Here is a 15328-nt window from a genome sequence, read left to right as displayed (position 1 = left end):
AAAGCTGCCCTTTTTACAAAGGACAGCTTCGCTCTCTCATTTTATTCAGCCAGATCTTCCCACAGCTCATATAGCTCTTCCAGCCGCAGCCGTATGGTTTCCTTTTCTTTATTAAGCTCCATTAACTTTGAGACATTAGTAAAAATCTCTTCCTTACCGAGTAATTCATCAATTTCTCCGTCTCTGGTTTCTAATTGGTGGATCTCATCCTCTGTTTTCTTTAAATCATTCTGGCGTTTGCGAAGACGGGCCTGTTCTTCTTTTTGCGCCTTCCAGTCCAGCTTGGTCTCGGAGATTTCCTCCGGGGAAACAGCCTTTGCAGAAAGAGGGGCTGTGTATAAGCTGGTCATGATCTCTTTCTTTTCCAGATAGTAATCATAATTACCGATGTAATTGATCAGGGTCTGATTGGTTAAATCCAGGATCCTGGTTGCGGTTTTGTTAATGAAATAACGGTCATGGGACACGTACAGAATGGTACCCGTATAATTGACCAGGGCATCCTCCAAAATCTCCTTTGAGGTAATATCCAAGTGGTTGGTAGGCTCATCCAGTATGAGGAAGTTGGCTTCCGAAAGCATCAGCTTTGCCAGGGATACCCGGCCCCGTTCGCCGCCGCTTAAGTCTTTTACCCGCTTGAACACATCGTCTCCGGTAAATAAAAAAGCAGCAAGGATGTTCCGAATCTGGGTGTTGTTCATGGAAGGGTAGGTGTCCTGCAGTTCATCAAATAAGGTCTTTTCCATATTAAGCACCTGATGCTCCTGGTCATAATAACCGATATGTACCTTGGAGCCTAAGGAGATTTCCCCTTCATCCGGTTCTAATATGCCGTTTAATATCTTAAGAATGGTGGTTTTTCCGGTTCCGTTGCCGCCGATGATCGCTACTCGTTCCCCTCGTTTGATTTCGAAATTAACGTTATCAAAGAGCTGGTTCTGGGGGAAGGCCTTCCCTAGCCCGCGAACAGTGAGGACATCGTTTCCACTGATGATATTGGGTTCCAGACGGATCCGCATCTCATCATTTATTTCCGTTGGTTTTTCCAGAACTTCAATTTTATCCAGCATCTTTTCCCGGCTTTCCGCCCGCTTGATGGACTTTTCCCGGTTAAAAGACTTTAATTTGGCGATAACCTCTTCCTGATGCTTGATTTCCTGTTGCTGGTTTAAATATGCTTTCATCTGGGCATCCCGGATCATAGCCCGCTTTCCGCTGTAATCGGTGTAGTTTCCCTGATAAACGCTCATAAGGCCGTTATCCAGTTCCATAATTTTCGTGACCACCCGGTCAAGGAAATAGCGGTCATGGGCTACGATGATTACGCTGCCGTCATAATTGATTAAATATCCTTCCAACCAAGCAATGGAATCCATATCCAGATGGTTGGTGGGCTCGTCGAGAAGGATGATGTCCGGCTTAGTGAGAAGGAGCCGTCCTAAGGACACCCGGGTTTTCTGGCCGCCGGATAATGACTTAACAGGTTTATGGAATTCTTCTTCTGTAAAGCCAAGACCTTTCAATACTCCTGTTACTTCGCTTTGATAGGCATATCCGTTTATCAGCTCAAATTCGTGGTTAAGCCGGCTGTAGGTGGTAAGCATGGCTTCCAGTTCTTCTCCTGTGACGTGCTTCATATCCACTTCAAGCCGCCGGATCTTTGCTTCCATCTCCATGACAGGACGCTTGGTCTCTAAGACTTCTTCATAAACGGTCCGGTCTTCGGACAAATCCTGGTGCTGCGCCAGATAGCCGATGGATTTCCCTTTGGAAACAACTACGTCTCCTTCATCGGCTGGGAGCTCTCCGATGATGATTTTTAATAACGTGGATTTTCCGGCGCCGTTGATCCCTACAATAGCAGCTTTTTCATGGTCTTCTATATGGAAGGAAGCATGCTTGATCACTTGATTGCTTCCAAATGCTTTGCTTATGTTATTGCATGACAGAATCATGTTTTATTTCCTCTTTCCTGCCTGATCTATGGCATAAAGGTATACCCTGGGGTATTTCCTCTTTCCTGCCTGTATTTAGGGCATATAAGTATATCCGAAGGGTTTTTCTTCCAGTATGAATGTAAGGCAACAGAATTAGTATAATATAGGTCCTTCCTTTTTTCAAGGATACAATGATAAAACCCGTTTGACATTATTTTGTCACGCAGTTATAATAATATTAGTTAGATTAAGTTAAAGAAGGTGAAGAAGTGTCAGAGAAAGAAATTTCCAAAGCAGTGATTACCAGGCTTCCGAGATATTACCGGTATCTGGGCGAATTACTAGAAGATGGAGTAGAACGTATTTCCTCCAATGATTTAAGTGTACGAATGAAAGTGACCGCTTCTCAGATCCGCCAGGATTTGAATAATTTCGGCGGATTCGGCCAGCAGGGCTATGGTTATAATGTAAAATATTTATATGCAGAGATCGGGAAGATATTGGGAATAGACAGGCAGCATAATATCATTATCATAGGCGCTGGAAATTTAGGACAGGCAATTGCCAATTATGCAAATTTTGAAAAGCGTGGCTTCCTCATCAAAGGAATGTTTGATATTAATCCGCGTCTGATCGGCCTTGTGGTTCGCGGGATTGAGATCCGCAGCGTAGATGATCTGGAGCAGTTCGTAAAAGATAATGATGTCCAGATCGCAGCTCTAACCATTCCAAAGACCAAGGCACCGGAGATTGCAGACCGCCTTGTAAAGGCAGGAATCAAGGCGATCTGGAATTTTGCCCATACGGATTTAAGTGTGCCGGAAGATGTGGTTGTGGAGAATGTCCATCTATCGGAAAGCCTGATGCGGTTATCTTACCGGGTATGCAGTATACAGGATAGTGAGGAAGAAAGAAACAGACAATCTGGAATAATGGAGTAACATGCCTGCCGGCAGGTGAAGGGAAGTCTCTTCGCTGCCGGTAGTTTTTCTATAGACAGGGTTTAAGGAAAACGGAAAGGTGGAAGATATATGAGATATCTGGTTACAGGAGGACAGATGAAGCAGGTGGACCGCTACACCATAGAGAATATAGGCATTCCCTCTCTGGTGCTAATGGAACGGGCCGCCCTTGCGGTTGCGGAAGAAGTGATGAAGCATGGGCAGAAAACGGACCGGATATGGGTTTTGTGCGGAAACGGCAATAATGGTGCGGATGGAGTTGCGGCTGCCAGAATGCTGCATTTAAAAGGATATAAGGTTTTTGCCTTACTGGTGGCCGGAAAAGAAAAGGGAAGCAGTGAATATCTGACTCAGGTTTCCATTGCAGAACATACGGGTGTTAATCTGGCAGGTTTTTCTGATCTCATTCCTGGTACCTGCGATATTCTCATTGATGCACTTCTCGGCGTGGGGCTGGACCGGGAGATTCTTGGAAGATACCGGGAGATCCTGGAGACAATCCGCCGCTGCCAACCGAAATTTACTGTGGCCGTGGATATCCCTTCAGGCATTCATTCTGATTCGGGTCAGATCATGGGTATTGCCCTAAAGGCAGACATAACCGTCACCTTCGGTTATGAAAAGCTGGGAACCATGCTGTATCCCGGAAAGGAATACAGCGGAAAGGTACTTGTGGCTGACATCGGTTTTCCAGGAGAGAGCTTAGAACGTCTTAAGACAGAATATTTTACCCTGGATCCGGAGGATGTGAAACAGCTGCCAAAGCGCCCGGCCTATTCCAATAAAGGGAGCTTCGGAAAGGTACTTGTGGTAGCCGGATCGAAGAACATGAGCGGGGCTGCCTATTTAAGCGCACTGGCCGCTTATCGGACAGGAGCAGGCCTGGTGAAAATATTTACAGTGGAAGAAAACCGGACCATCCTTCAAACCGGACTTCCGGAAGCCATCATTACCACTTATGAAGCCGGGGAGGCAGAAGCAGGGACTGAAAGATTTAAAGAGCTGTTAGTAAAGCAGTGCGAGTGGGCCACCGCCATTGTTCTGGGGCCGGGGCTTGGACAGGAAGGCTATGTGAGAAATCTGGTAGAGGAAGTCCTTGCAAATGCCTATGTTCCCATTGTTCTGGATGCTGATGGTCTGGGCACCATTGCTTCAAACCCTGAGCTGACCAGCTATTTCACGGAAAACATCATTGTGACCCCTCATTTGGGAGAAATGGCAAGGCTTACAGGAAGCGCGGTAGAAACCATACAGAAACAGCTGATTACTACTGCCAGAGAATATGCGGACCGTTTTGGTATCACCTGCGTGTTAAAGGATGCGGTGACCATTGGGGCCTTAAAAGACCAGAGAACCTATATCAATGGAAGCGGCAACAGTGCCATGGCAAAGGCCGGTTCGGGAGATGTGCTGACCGGGATCATAGCCGGGCTTCTGGCTCTGGGCCTGGAAGAGTCTGATGCAGCGGCCTTCGGTGTATGGCTGCATGGCCGAGCCGGAGACATGGTAAAGGAAAAGCAGGGAGAACACAGCCTTCTTGCCAGGGAACTGACGGAAGAGATACATTCAATACGTTAATTAGCAAATGCCTGTAGAAATAAACGAGGAGATCAAGTGATGAAGTTATACAGCAGGGTTTATGAAACAGTAGATTTAGATGCCATCCGCCACAACATGGAGGTCATGAAGGCAAATCTAAAGGAAGGGACCAGGATGATCGGCGTTGTGAAATCCGACGGATACGGCCACGGAGCGGTTCCGGTAGCCTGGGCCATAGATTCTTATGTGTGGGGATTTGCGGTGGCCACCGTAGAGGAAGGCGTGATTCTAAGAAAACACGGGATCAAAAAGCCCATTCTGGTCCTTGGCGTTGTACCTTATGAAGGATACAGTCTTTTGATCGAATATGGGATCAGTTCATCCATATTTCAGTTGAAGCGGGCCGAACGTCTTTCCTCTCTGGCCGAGAAGGCTGGAAAAAAGGCGGCGATCCATCTGGTGGTGGATACAGGCATGAGCCGGATCGGATATCCGGTCACAGAGGAAGCGGCAGAAGAAGCGGTGAAAATCTGCGGTCTTCCGGGTATTGAAGTGGAAGGATTGTTCACTCATTTTGCAAAGGCGGATGAAAAGGATAAGATGGCCACAGATAAACAGATAGAAAAGTACCAATCATTCGTAACCATGCTTTCTGACAGGGGGATCACCATCCCAGTCCTTCACTGTTCCAACAGCGCCGGGATCCTGGACATTCAGAGGGCCAACTTTCATGCAGTACGGGCCGGAATATCCATTTACGGTATTTATCCGTCAGGAGAGGTTGACAGGGATACGGTAAGGTTAAAGCCTGCCATGGAATTGAAAAGCTTTATTTCCTACATAAAAAAAATTGAGCCCGGAACATCCGTAAGCTATGGAGGAACCTTTACCGCTGACCGGGAGATGACGATCGCAACGATTCCCGTAGGATATGGCGACGGCTATCCTAGAAATCTTTCCGGAAAAGGGGATGTGTTAATAAGGGGGCAGCGTGCCAGAATATTAGGACGCGTTTGCATGGATCAGTTTATGGTGGATGTGACTGGAATAAAGGACGCAGAGGAAGAGGATGAGGTGATTTTAATTGGCAGGCAGGGAAAGGAAGAGATTACGGTAGAAGAGCTGGCCATGACCGGAGGCGGCTTCCATTATGAAATCGTCTGTGACATAGGCAAACGGGTACCCCGTGTTTATATAGAAAACGGCTTGGTCATTGGTCAGAAAGATTATTTCAATGATTGTTACGAAGGGTTTTGCAAGCGCTGATAACAAACTCCATGTCCAAAACATATGATAAGGTATGCGGCGGAAAAACTTAAGTGAATACTCGAGTCAAAGAAGGTCAATACTAGACTTAGGCATAATTTGATGAATGAAGGCAAGGGTTATACAGCCTGTATTTTGCAAATTAGCCGTTCGGTGAGCGTTAGGCGAGCCGAACTTCCTAAATAATTGACGGAGTGTGAGAGTGTGATTATCAGACGTGGAGACATTTATTATGCTGATCTAAGGCCGGTGGTAGGCTCTGAGCAGGGCGGAATCCGTCCGGTTCTAATTATACAGAACGACATAGGCAATAAACATAGCCCTACCGTGATCTGTGCGGCAATTACATCAAGAATGAATAAGGCAAAGCTTCCAACCCATGTGGAGCTGGATACAAAAAAATGCGATATGATAAAAGATTCGGTGATTCTTTTAGAACAGCTTCGCACCATTGATAAGCAGAGGCTGAAAGAAAAGATTTGTCATATCGACGACGAACTTCAGCAGGAAGTGGACTGTGCATTAAGGGTGAGCCTGGAACTGGATACATAGTTCACCATTGACGGAATGCAGATAAAATGATATATTTCTAAATAGTTACGAGAAAAAAATACGAATGATAAATAACAAAAGGAGTAAATTTTTAGAATGGACGATGGCAATCCGCTTATACGCGTGATTATTTTTATTGCTTTTATCGTGCTGGACGCTATTTTCTATGGGTTTGGATCAGCAATCCAAAACGTGAATACAAGCGAACTGGAGCATCAGATGGAGGAGGGTAGTAAAAAGGCCGGGAAGCTGTTACATATTGTAAACAGACCGACCAGGTTTGTAAATACTATCCAAATCACCACAAATTTAATCGGTATGGTAACCGGGGCTTTTGTTCTGGAGCAGCTGGGAGCAAGGCTTGGGACTGTCCTGACAAGAGACGGGGTTTATCCCAGCCAATGGGTATCCCTTATTAGCCTGCTGCTGGTTTCCATTGTACTGATCGTACTTTTGATCAGCTTTGGTATCATTATTCCAAAACGCTGTGCAGCAGAGAATCCTGAAAAATGGGGCTATCGTATGCTGCCTGCAGTATCCCTCATTATGATACCTCTTATCCCTTTTACCTGGCTGGCAAATGTGGTGGCTTACTTTGTTCTGAAGCTGTTGGGAATCGATATGGCATCAGATAATGAGAACGTTACGGAAGAGGACATCATGTCCATGGTGAACGAGGGCCATGAACAGGGCGTTTTAGAGGCCAGAGAGGCGGAGATGATTACAAACATCTTCGAACTGAATGATAAGGAAGCCGGGGATATTATGACCCACCGAAAGAATCTGGTCGCTTTGGACGGCGAGATTACACTTCGGGAAGCGGTGAATTTCATACTGAAAGAGGGATATAATTCCCGTTATCCGATTTACAAAAAGGACGTGGATGACATTATCGGGATCCTTCATATGAAGGATGCTCTTATTGCCGTGGAAAATAAAAGGAATGCATCCCGCCAGCTGTGGGAGATTGAAGGGCTTCTTAGAGAAGCTCATTTCATTCCGGAAACCAGGAATATTGATACTCTGTTTAAAGAAATGCAGTCCAGAAAGATCCACATGGTGATTGTGGTGGATGAATACGGGCAGACAGCGGGTATCGTGACAATGGAAGATATTTTGGAAGAAATTGTGGGCAATATCATGGATGAATATGATGTGGATGAAGAATACATTGTCCCCTCAGACGACGGTTCCTATGTGATCAACGGCATGACTCCCCTGGAAGAAGTAGAGAGGGCCTTGGGCATCGAATTTGATGAAGAGGATTATGACTCCTATGATACCATTAATGGCTTGTTGATTTCCAGGCTGGACCGGATTCCTCAGGAAGGGGAAGAGACAGAGGTATCTATTCTGGGATATTGTTTCAAAATCCTTCGTGTGGAAAATAAAATCATTCATACCATCCGGGTTCGGAAAGAGCAGCCGGAAGAGGACCACGAGGAAGAGCAGGAGCTTAGAAAAATGGATGCTCATGAGGATTTCTCGGACGTAAAAATGTAAAATCGGCACAGCTGTCATTTGTTCTCAGGAAAAAAGAGGGAATCGGCAGCTGTGCATTATTTTTCTTGCAAGATGAAAAAATTAGTGCTAAAATGGAAAAGATGTTGACTTATTAGTTATTATAAGGATGAAGTAGAGAAAGAAAAGGAGTGTTGGTACAATGTCAGGACATTCAAAGTTCGCGAATATTAAACACAAAAAAGAGAGAAACGATGCTGCTAAAGGCAAGATTTTTACTATTCTCGGAAGAGAATTGGCGGTAGCTGTGAAAGAAGGCGGACCAGACCCTGCAAACAATAGTAGGCTCCGTGATATTATCGCAAAGGCGAAAGCCAATAATATGCCCAACGATACCATTGACCGCGGCATTAAAAAAGCAGCCGGCGATGCAGGTTCCGTTAATTATGAAACCATTACATACGAGGGATACGGTCCCAATGGGGTTGCAATCATCGTAGATACGCTGACAGACAACAAGAACCGGACTGCAGCAAACGTAAGAAACGCATTTACCAAAGGCGGCGGCAATGTGGGAACTCCTGGCTGCGTGTCCTTTATGTTTGATAGAAAAGGCCAGATCATCATTGATAAGGAAGAATGTGAGATGGATCCGGATGAGCTGATGATGATTTCTCTTGAGGCAGGTGCCGAAGATTTTTCCGAGGAAGAGGACAGCTTTGAAATAATTACCGGACCTGAGGAATTCAGTGCCGTGCGTGAGGCATTAGAGGCTGCAGGCATCACTATGGTGGAAGCAGATGTTACCATGATTCCTCAGACATGGGTGGAACTGACGGATGAAGATTCCATTAAGAAGATGAACCGGATTATGGATCTTCTTGATGTGGAGGATGACGTACAGGCCACTTATCATAACTGGAACGAATAAACATATACAAAAAGACAAAGTGAGGAAAAGCTTTACAGCAGGTTTCCTCACTTTTTATATCTTAACCGATTTGCGTTAAATTTTTAATGTCGATCATACTCTTTTTGCCGCCCTTTTTGTAGTAAAATGCTGTACAACTTTTATATAAAATATTATATAATATTGGAGGGGGAATTACAGGCAACGAAACAAGCAAAAGAAGAAGAGAAATGAAAGTACACCATGAAAAATGGTACGGAGTTTAAAGCAAATGGAAGAGGTTTAAGATTATGGATAGCGACCGATTGTACCGGGTAAAAAAAGAAGATGTAGAGAAATTAAAAGAACTGCTGACAGAATGCTTTGCCGGAGATCCGCTTTATTGCAGGTTGATCCCTGACGGGGAGACCAGGAGCCGTCTGCTCCCGGAATTATTTGAATGTGATATGGAGGAATTTTTAGAAACTTGTGAAATATATGCCGACAGTCCGGACATTAATGGGATTCTTGTGGTGGACGATGAATCCCAGCCTTATAATGCCTTTCATTACTATTTGGCAGAAGCAGCCGCTGTTTTAAAAACAGACGGCTATCTGATCAAGGAGGACCCTTCTTTAAAAACATTTTGGAATTTTATACAGGGAAGGGAGTATTTGAATTCCAGCTGGACGGATCGTCTTAACCAGGAGAAACGTCTGCATCTTATTTATCTGGCTGTACGCCCTGCCATGCAGCATCATGGGATTTCCTCTCTTCTGTTAAGGGAAGCCATTGACTACGCGGATAAAAACAGGCTCATGATTTCCCTGGAAACACATAATGTAAGCAATGTAAAGTTTTATGAACATTTCGGTTTTAAGGTCTTTAGTATCGTGGAAAAGCGTTTTCATTTAAAACAGTACTGTATGATCCGGGAAATAAAATAATGTTCAGTATATATAATAGGACAGGCTTTCCGTTATTTGGAAGCCTGCCTTTTTATATAAGGCCATGGCAGGGCCGTTTTGGCCGGACACTTGAAGAATAAGCTTTTTAATTTTTTCAGAACCGGGTCTTAAAAATAAAGTATCCAAAAGCAGAGAAAGGCAGGCGCTGCCAAGTCCCTGGTTCCGTAAACTTTCAGAAATTTCGAACCCGTAAAAATAAGAGGCGGACTGTCCTCTGAAATCCAGGTAACAGGAGCCTACATGGCTGCCATTTATCAAAAAGGTACACAGGGAAGGCTCTTTTTCGTCATCACAGGTCATAGAGAGTGTAAGAGAGTCATAAAAACGGTTGTTCTTTGTCAGACCGGTTTTCAGAAAAGCGGAAGAAGTAAGCTCCATCAAATACTCTTGATACCAAAGATCGGCTCCTATGGCATGAAGGGTAAGGACAGTATCTTCGCAGGTTTCTTCTGCGGGAAAAACCAGATCATGGTCTCCCGTTTCTTTCAAAAGCTCTTCCAGAAGCATGGTAAAATATCCCCGCTGTCTGTTTGCCGGAATGGTATAAGCACTGCATTCATAGTCTCCGTTTTCATTAAAAAATGTACAAATGGCGGATAAGAGACTATCTTCTTCGTATAATAAGTAAAAAATACATTCTTCTTCCATGGGAAAGGTGAGAGAAATATTATCGTGTTTTTTGCAGGCTTCCTGCAGGTGGAGCAAGTCGCTGTTTTGCGTTTCACTGGGGGCTTTCGTTCGTATCATATTCATGGCAGGACTCCTGATTCGTTTTCGTATAGTATAATACAATAAAATGTGTAAAATCAATAAAATATTTTCCATATTGCTGATTGTTTCTTTGAAATATGGGTGATAGAATAAACACAAGTAAAGGAGTTGGAGGGATTTAATTGAAAAAGAGAGAAGAAATACCGGTTTGCGATACCTGGAACCTGGCGGACATTCTACCTTCTGAGAGTGCATGGGAGGATTTGTTCCGTGAAACAGAACGCTCGCTTTCAGGTTATAAAAGATATGAAGGACATCTGGCGGATTCAGGCGAGATGCTTTTTTCCTGTCTTAAGTTTGATGAGGAGTTATCCTTAAAGATTGAAACATTATTTGTATACGGGAAGCAGAAATCCGATGAGAATACAGGCAATGCCAGATATCAGGAATTTTCCTCCAGGGCAAGGTCCCTTTCCTATGAGGCAGCAGGGCTGTCATCATTTTTGATACCGGAAATCCTGGCAATACCGGAGGAAACCCTTGACCGTTACCGGAAGAACACGACCGGGCTTACGCGTTATGACAGAACCTTAGAAATCATTTTAAAGAAGAAGGCCCATACCTTGTCAGCCTCTATGGAAGCCTTGTTAGCAAAGTCAATGGAAGCTACCTCCGCTCCTTCGGAGATCTTTAATATGTTTAATAATGCGGATGTGAAGTTCCCTGAAATCGTGGATGAAAATAATCAGCCTGTTAAAATCACTCATGGAAACTACGTAGCTCTTATGGAAAAGCAGGACAGAAGGGTGAGAAAATCCGCGTTTGAGGCCCTTTATAGCGTCTATGGGCAGTTTAGTAATACTCTGGCTGCTACTTTTTCTTCCAATGTGAAACAGGCAGCTTTTTACGCAAAAGCAAGAAATTATCCCTCCGCCAGAGCCCATTCCCTTGGAGAGAATGAGATTCCGGAGGAAGTGTATGACAATCTTATAAAAGCAGTTCATGAGGAACTGCCCAGTCTCCATGGATATGTATCCATAAGAAAGAAGGCCCTTGGAGTTGATGAACTGCATATGTATGACCTATATGTACCCATGGTATCAAGGGAAGAACGTAAATATACTTTTGAGGAAGCCAAGTCCATGGTGCTGGAAGGCCTAAAGCCACTGGGAGAGGACTATTTATCTCTGTTAAGAGAAGGCTTTACTAACCGGTGGATCGACGTATATGAGAATGAAGGAAAGCGGAGCGGCGCATATTCCTGGGGTGTTTACGGAATTCATCCTTATGTATTGTTAAACTTTAACGGAACCCTTGACAGTGTGTTTACTCTGGCTCATGAGATGGGGCATGCCCTTCACAGCTGGTTTTCCGATAAAAACCAGACCTATATCGATGCAGGATATAAGATCTTTGTAGCGGAGGTGGCCTCTACCTGCAATGAAGCGCTGCTTATCCGGCATTTATTGGAGACTACGTCAGATAAAAAGGAACGGGCTTATCTTGTGAATCATTTTATGGACAGTTTCCGGGGGACTCTTTACCGTCAAGCCATGTTTGCAGAGTTTGAAGCAGAGACTCATCGCCGTGCAGGGGAAGGAGAAGTGCTTACTGCAGAGGTTCTTTGTAAAATATACCACCGGCTGAATGAGGAGTATTTTGGTCCGGACATGGTGGTTGACCAGGAAATTGATTATGAATGGTCCAGAATTCCACATTTTTACACACCATTTTACGTATACCAGTATGCCACCGGGTTTTCGGCTGCCATTGCAATCAGCAGCAGGATTCTTAAGGGAGATGAGAATGCGGTCAAGGGATATTTTGAATTTTTAAGCGGCGGAAATTCGATGACTCCCATAGACTTATTAAAGCTTTGTGGCGTTGACATGGGGACAGCAGAACCTGTGAAGGATGCACTCCAGGTGTTTGCCGGACTTTTGGAGGAAATGAGCCAGCTTATTTAAGTCTGGTTTTTGGATAGAGGAGAGGGGAGCAGGTATGAATCTGTATCAGATGATATTTAAGAGAAGATCGATCAGAAAGTTTAAGAAGGAACGGGTCCCAGAGCAGCTTCTAAAGGACATCCTTTATTTTGGGGATAATATACCAAGGCTGCACGGGGATATTGAGATAAAACTGGAAATAAGTGAGAATATGGAGGAACACCTGCCTGTTAAGGGATTGTGGAAGGTGGAGGCACCTTATTATCTGGTATTATACTCCGAGGAAAAGGAAGGGTATCTGGCAAATGCAGGATATGTGCTGGAGCATGTTCTTTTATATATGACAGGAAAAGGACTTGGAACCTGTTATCTTGGGAATGCCAAGATTCCGGACCCAGGCCTGACAGGTATGAAGAAGGTGATCGTGGTCGCCTTTGGCTATCCGAAAACGTTGCTTTACCGTGATCCTGCAACGGCAAAACGGCTTCCTTTAAAGGAATTATGCGTGTTTAAGGAAGAAGCCGGGGAATCCATGAAAAATATTTTAAAGGCTGTCCGTCTTGCTCCGTCGGCCATGAATACACAGCCTTGGCGCTTTATCGTTTATCATGATAAAATCTATGTATTTTCCTGCAGGGAATTCCTGCCGTCGCCTTCTCTTGTATCCATGCGGGAGATCAGCACAGGGATTATGCTTTCTCATTTAACCATTGCTGCGGAAGAAATGTGGATAAATGTAAAGCTGGAAGCAGAGGAAGCCATGGAGAAAAAGTCTTATAAGAGCGGGGCATATGTGACTACGGCATTTTTAAAAGAGTATAAATGCTGATCGTTCGACTGGTACAGAAAGAAAGGGAAGGTCCTCTAAGGGGCCTTCCCTTTTTGTCTATATTGCATTACTCAATGGTGATATAGTGGTTTTCCTCGATCTGCTTTGGAGCCTCTTTTGGAACGACAAGTTTTAAGATGCCGTTTTCAAAGGATGCTTTGATATCATCCTGTTTTAAGCCGGAGCCTACATAAAAGCTTCTCTTTACCGAACCGCTGTAACGCTCCCTGCGGATATAGTTTTTCTGGTCCTTTACTTCATTTTCAGAGACTGTGTCTGCGCTTATGGTCAGATACCCATCTTTTAATTCGGCCCGTACGTCCTCTTTTTTATAACCTGGGAGTTCCATATCAATGACATAGCCGTTTCCATTGTCCTCAATGTCAGTTTTCATCAGGGACTGTTTGTTGTGATATGCATCCGTAAAAAACGGATCATTGAAAAAATCATCGAATAAGCTATTTCTTCTGGTTAATAACATAAAGGGTTCCTCCTTTTTGGAAATTTATATGTCACCGGATTTCCGATGCATTTCTATTTGTTATACATGTAATATAACACACATTGTCAGCACTGTCAACAGGTGAGTGCTAATTAAATTGTGAAAAATTTGTGAAGCAAAATAGCAATTTAGACAATCTCTATGTCATCATCATGGAGCATATAAATTCCCAATATAAAAATAACACAGCATTGCTCCGTTGATATAGCAGGGGAATTTATTATGAGTAGTTTCCGCAAAGACATCATGCGGGTCATATTTCCCACTTCCATATCATTTAGGAATATCGTGAAATCTCTCTGTTCATTCTGTACGATGACAATTTTGCCCCATAAGGAATCCGTCACTGATTTTTCTGCCATGGGTGGTCTGAACAGACTTTTCTGTATGATAGTTCCATTCCCATCCTGTGCATAATGGAACCGGCATTCAGATATGATGTCATCTTTCCCTTTTATCTCAATTCTTTCCCCGCATTTTTTTATAGTATATAGAACTGTTCCGTTTGTATCAAGAAACTCCATTTTTGCGCCTTGAAAATAGCTTTGTTTCCATTTTCCAACAACGTTGTTACTCTCATCGTAAACAATATATTCTCCAAGTTTCTGCCTGACAATCAGCTTCATAATCCTCCTCCTATCAAAGAAGCAGTGACCTTCATAACACCTGCCAATATCATGACCCAGATCGGATTCATTCTGAATTTCTGCAATAAGACAATACATATGCCAAATATGAGAATTAAACTCCATCGGGTACTTGCTAAATTTATAAATGAATTGCCGCCCCAGAATGCAGATTGCAAGATTGATATCCCGGCAGCTGCTACCATAGCCACAACAGCGGGACGCAAGGAATTTAAAACGCCCTGAAGTACGGTCATCTTTCTGTATTTCAAATAAAATTTTGCAATTAGTGTAATCATAATGCAGGAGGGAAGAATGCATCCTGCAGTCGCCACCATTGCTCCGGGAATCCCAGCTATTTTAATGCCTACAAAGGTCGCGGAATTCACTGCTATGGGACCTGGTGTCATCTGGGATATGGTAATCAAATCTGTAAATTCCGTCATGCTTAACCATTTATGATGAGTTACGATTTGACTTTGAATTAACGGCATGGCGGCATAACCGCCTCCAAAACTAAATGCTCCTATTTGGAGAAAACTCAAAAACAGCTGTAAGTAAATCATTTTTTCCTCCCTTCCATTTCAAACCACGTCCGCAGGATTCCTATTAAGATGCACGCAAGCACCACATATACTACGTTCACGTTTAAAAGAAAGGCAGCTATAAATGCTCCGATCATAATTAAATTTGAGCTTTTGCTATGTCCTTGTACAATTCCCCGTGCCATTTCATAGACTACGGAGGCGATCACGGCCCCGACGCCCGCCTGCATTCCTTCAAGCATCAGGCTGATCATTGCATTGTCTCTAAAAGCTGTGTAAAAAACAGAAATAGCCGAAATGACAACAAATGGGGGAATGATGGTTGCTATGATTGCCGTTATGGTGCCTGCGGTTCCAGCCAGTTTATAACCCACAACAGCGGCACCGTTTACGGCAATGGCACCAGGGGCAGATTGGGCAATGGCAATTAAGTCCAGCATTTCATCATTTTCGATCCAATGGTATTCATCCACAAACTTTTTTTTCATCAATGTGACGATCACGTATCCGCCTCCAAACGTAAAGGCACTTAAGTACAAAGTGGATATAAATAGTTGTAATAAAATATTTTTCTTCATTTTCATGTTTCGCCTCC

General features: G+C 43.9%; 15 protein-coding genes. 9 read left to right on the top strand and 6 right to left on the bottom strand.

Features of this window, described 5'->3' with window-relative positions; all coding sequences use genetic code 11:
- Positions 1-41: 41 nt before the first annotated feature.
- Positions 42-1955: an ABC-F family ATP-binding cassette domain-containing protein gene (locus ACHZES_RS05525; RefSeq protein ID WP_395548836.1), complete on the bottom strand. Its 1914-nt coding sequence runs from the start codon at positions 1953-1955 to the stop codon at positions 42-44.
- Positions 1956-2206: 251 nt separating this feature from the next.
- Between ACHZES_RS05525 and ACHZES_RS05520 the strand changes: the two genes are divergently transcribed.
- The 7 genes from ACHZES_RS05520 to ACHZES_RS05490 all read left to right on the top strand — a co-directional run bounded on the left by ACHZES_RS05520 (position 2207) and on the right by ACHZES_RS05490 (position 9553).
- Positions 2207-2878, top strand: a complete 672-nt coding sequence (locus ACHZES_RS05520; protein ID WP_395548837.1) for a redox-sensing transcriptional repressor Rex — start codon at positions 2207-2209, stop codon at positions 2876-2878.
- Between the two features lie 90 nt (positions 2879-2968).
- Positions 2969-4477, top strand: a complete 1509-nt coding sequence (locus tag ACHZES_RS05515) for an NAD(P)H-hydrate dehydratase (protein ID WP_395548838.1) — start codon at positions 2969-2971, stop codon at positions 4475-4477.
- A 39-nt stretch (positions 4478-4516) separates the two neighbouring features.
- Entirely contained in the window at positions 4517-5704 is a 1188-nt protein-coding gene (gene alr, locus ACHZES_RS05510) for an alanine racemase (RefSeq protein WP_395548839.1), read from the top strand.
- Positions 5705-5908: 204 nt separating this feature from the next.
- Positions 5909-6256, top strand: a complete 348-nt coding sequence (locus ACHZES_RS05505) for a type II toxin-antitoxin system PemK/MazF family toxin (RefSeq protein WP_013272276.1) — start codon at positions 5909-5911, stop codon at positions 6254-6256.
- A gap of 96 nt (positions 6257-6352) precedes the next feature.
- Positions 6353-7759 carry a hemolysin family protein gene (locus tag ACHZES_RS05500; protein ID WP_154527041.1) on the top strand — a complete coding sequence of 469 codons (1407 nt, stop codon included), beginning with the start codon at positions 6353-6355 and terminating at the stop codon, positions 7757-7759.
- A 160-nt stretch (positions 7760-7919) separates the two neighbouring features.
- Positions 7920-8648, top strand: coding sequence for a YebC/PmpR family DNA-binding transcriptional regulator (locus ACHZES_RS05495; protein ID WP_038282650.1), 729 nt, complete (start codon positions 7920-7922; stop codon positions 8646-8648).
- Positions 8649-8917: 269 nt separating this feature from the next.
- The gene (locus tag ACHZES_RS05490; protein ID WP_038282647.1) at positions 8918-9553 is read left to right on the top strand and encodes an N-acetyltransferase; all 636 of its coding nucleotides are present in this window, start codon (positions 8918-8920) and stop codon (positions 9551-9553) included.
- 3 nt (positions 9554-9556) lie between these two features.
- Here the strand turns inward: ACHZES_RS05490 and ACHZES_RS05485 are convergent, their stop codons facing one another.
- Positions 9557-10327 carry a GNAT family N-acetyltransferase gene (locus tag ACHZES_RS05485; protein WP_395548843.1) on the bottom strand — a complete coding sequence of 257 codons (771 nt, stop codon included), beginning with the start codon at positions 10325-10327 and terminating at the stop codon, positions 9557-9559.
- A gap of 140 nt (positions 10328-10467) precedes the next feature.
- On the opposite strand from ACHZES_RS05485, the gene pepF reads away from it, so the two are divergent.
- Both pepF and ACHZES_RS05475 read left to right on the top strand, forming a co-directional pair.
- Positions 10468-12252 (top strand): oligoendopeptidase F, encoded by a 1785-nt coding sequence (gene pepF, locus ACHZES_RS05480; RefSeq protein ID WP_395548845.1) that lies wholly within the window; start codon positions 10468-10470, stop codon positions 12250-12252.
- A 34-nt stretch (positions 12253-12286) separates the two neighbouring features.
- A complete protein-coding gene (locus tag ACHZES_RS05475) occupies positions 12287-13060 on the top strand; it encodes a nitroreductase family protein (protein ID WP_395548849.1) in 774 nt (257 codons plus the stop codon).
- 67 nt (positions 13061-13127) lie between these two features.
- Here ACHZES_RS05475 and ACHZES_RS05470 read toward each other — a convergent pair whose 3' ends face one another.
- From ACHZES_RS05470 to ACHZES_RS05455, 4 genes are all read right to left on the bottom strand, one after another.
- Complete coding sequence (locus ACHZES_RS05470; protein WP_038282636.1) at positions 13128-13541, bottom strand: Hsp20/alpha crystallin family protein; 414 nt, start codon at positions 13539-13541, stop codon at positions 13128-13130.
- Positions 13542-13690: 149 nt separating this feature from the next.
- Positions 13691-14188: a hypothetical protein gene (locus ACHZES_RS05465; protein ID WP_395548851.1), complete on the bottom strand. Its 498-nt coding sequence runs from the start codon at positions 14186-14188 to the stop codon at positions 13691-13693.
- A complete protein-coding gene (locus tag ACHZES_RS05460; protein WP_038282631.1) occupies positions 14185-14754 on the bottom strand; it encodes a chromate transporter in 570 nt (189 codons plus the stop codon). Before ACHZES_RS05460 ends, ACHZES_RS05465 begins: the two co-directional genes overlap by 4 nt.
- The gene (locus ACHZES_RS05455) at positions 14751-15317 is read right to left on the bottom strand and encodes a chromate transporter (protein WP_038282629.1); all 567 of its coding nucleotides are present in this window, start codon (positions 15315-15317) and stop codon (positions 14751-14753) included. Before ACHZES_RS05455 ends, ACHZES_RS05460 begins: the two co-directional genes overlap by 4 nt.
- Between the last annotated feature and the right edge of the window lie 11 nt (positions 15318-15328).

Origin of the sequence: Lacrimispora sanguinis (assembly GCF_044987295.1) — a bacterium.
GTDB classification, from domain to species: domain Bacteria; phylum Bacillota; class Clostridia; order Lachnospirales; family Lachnospiraceae; genus Lacrimispora; species Lacrimispora celerecrescens_B.
Note: the sequence above shows the minus strand (reverse complement) of the source record. Positions and strands in the feature narration are given on the sequence as shown.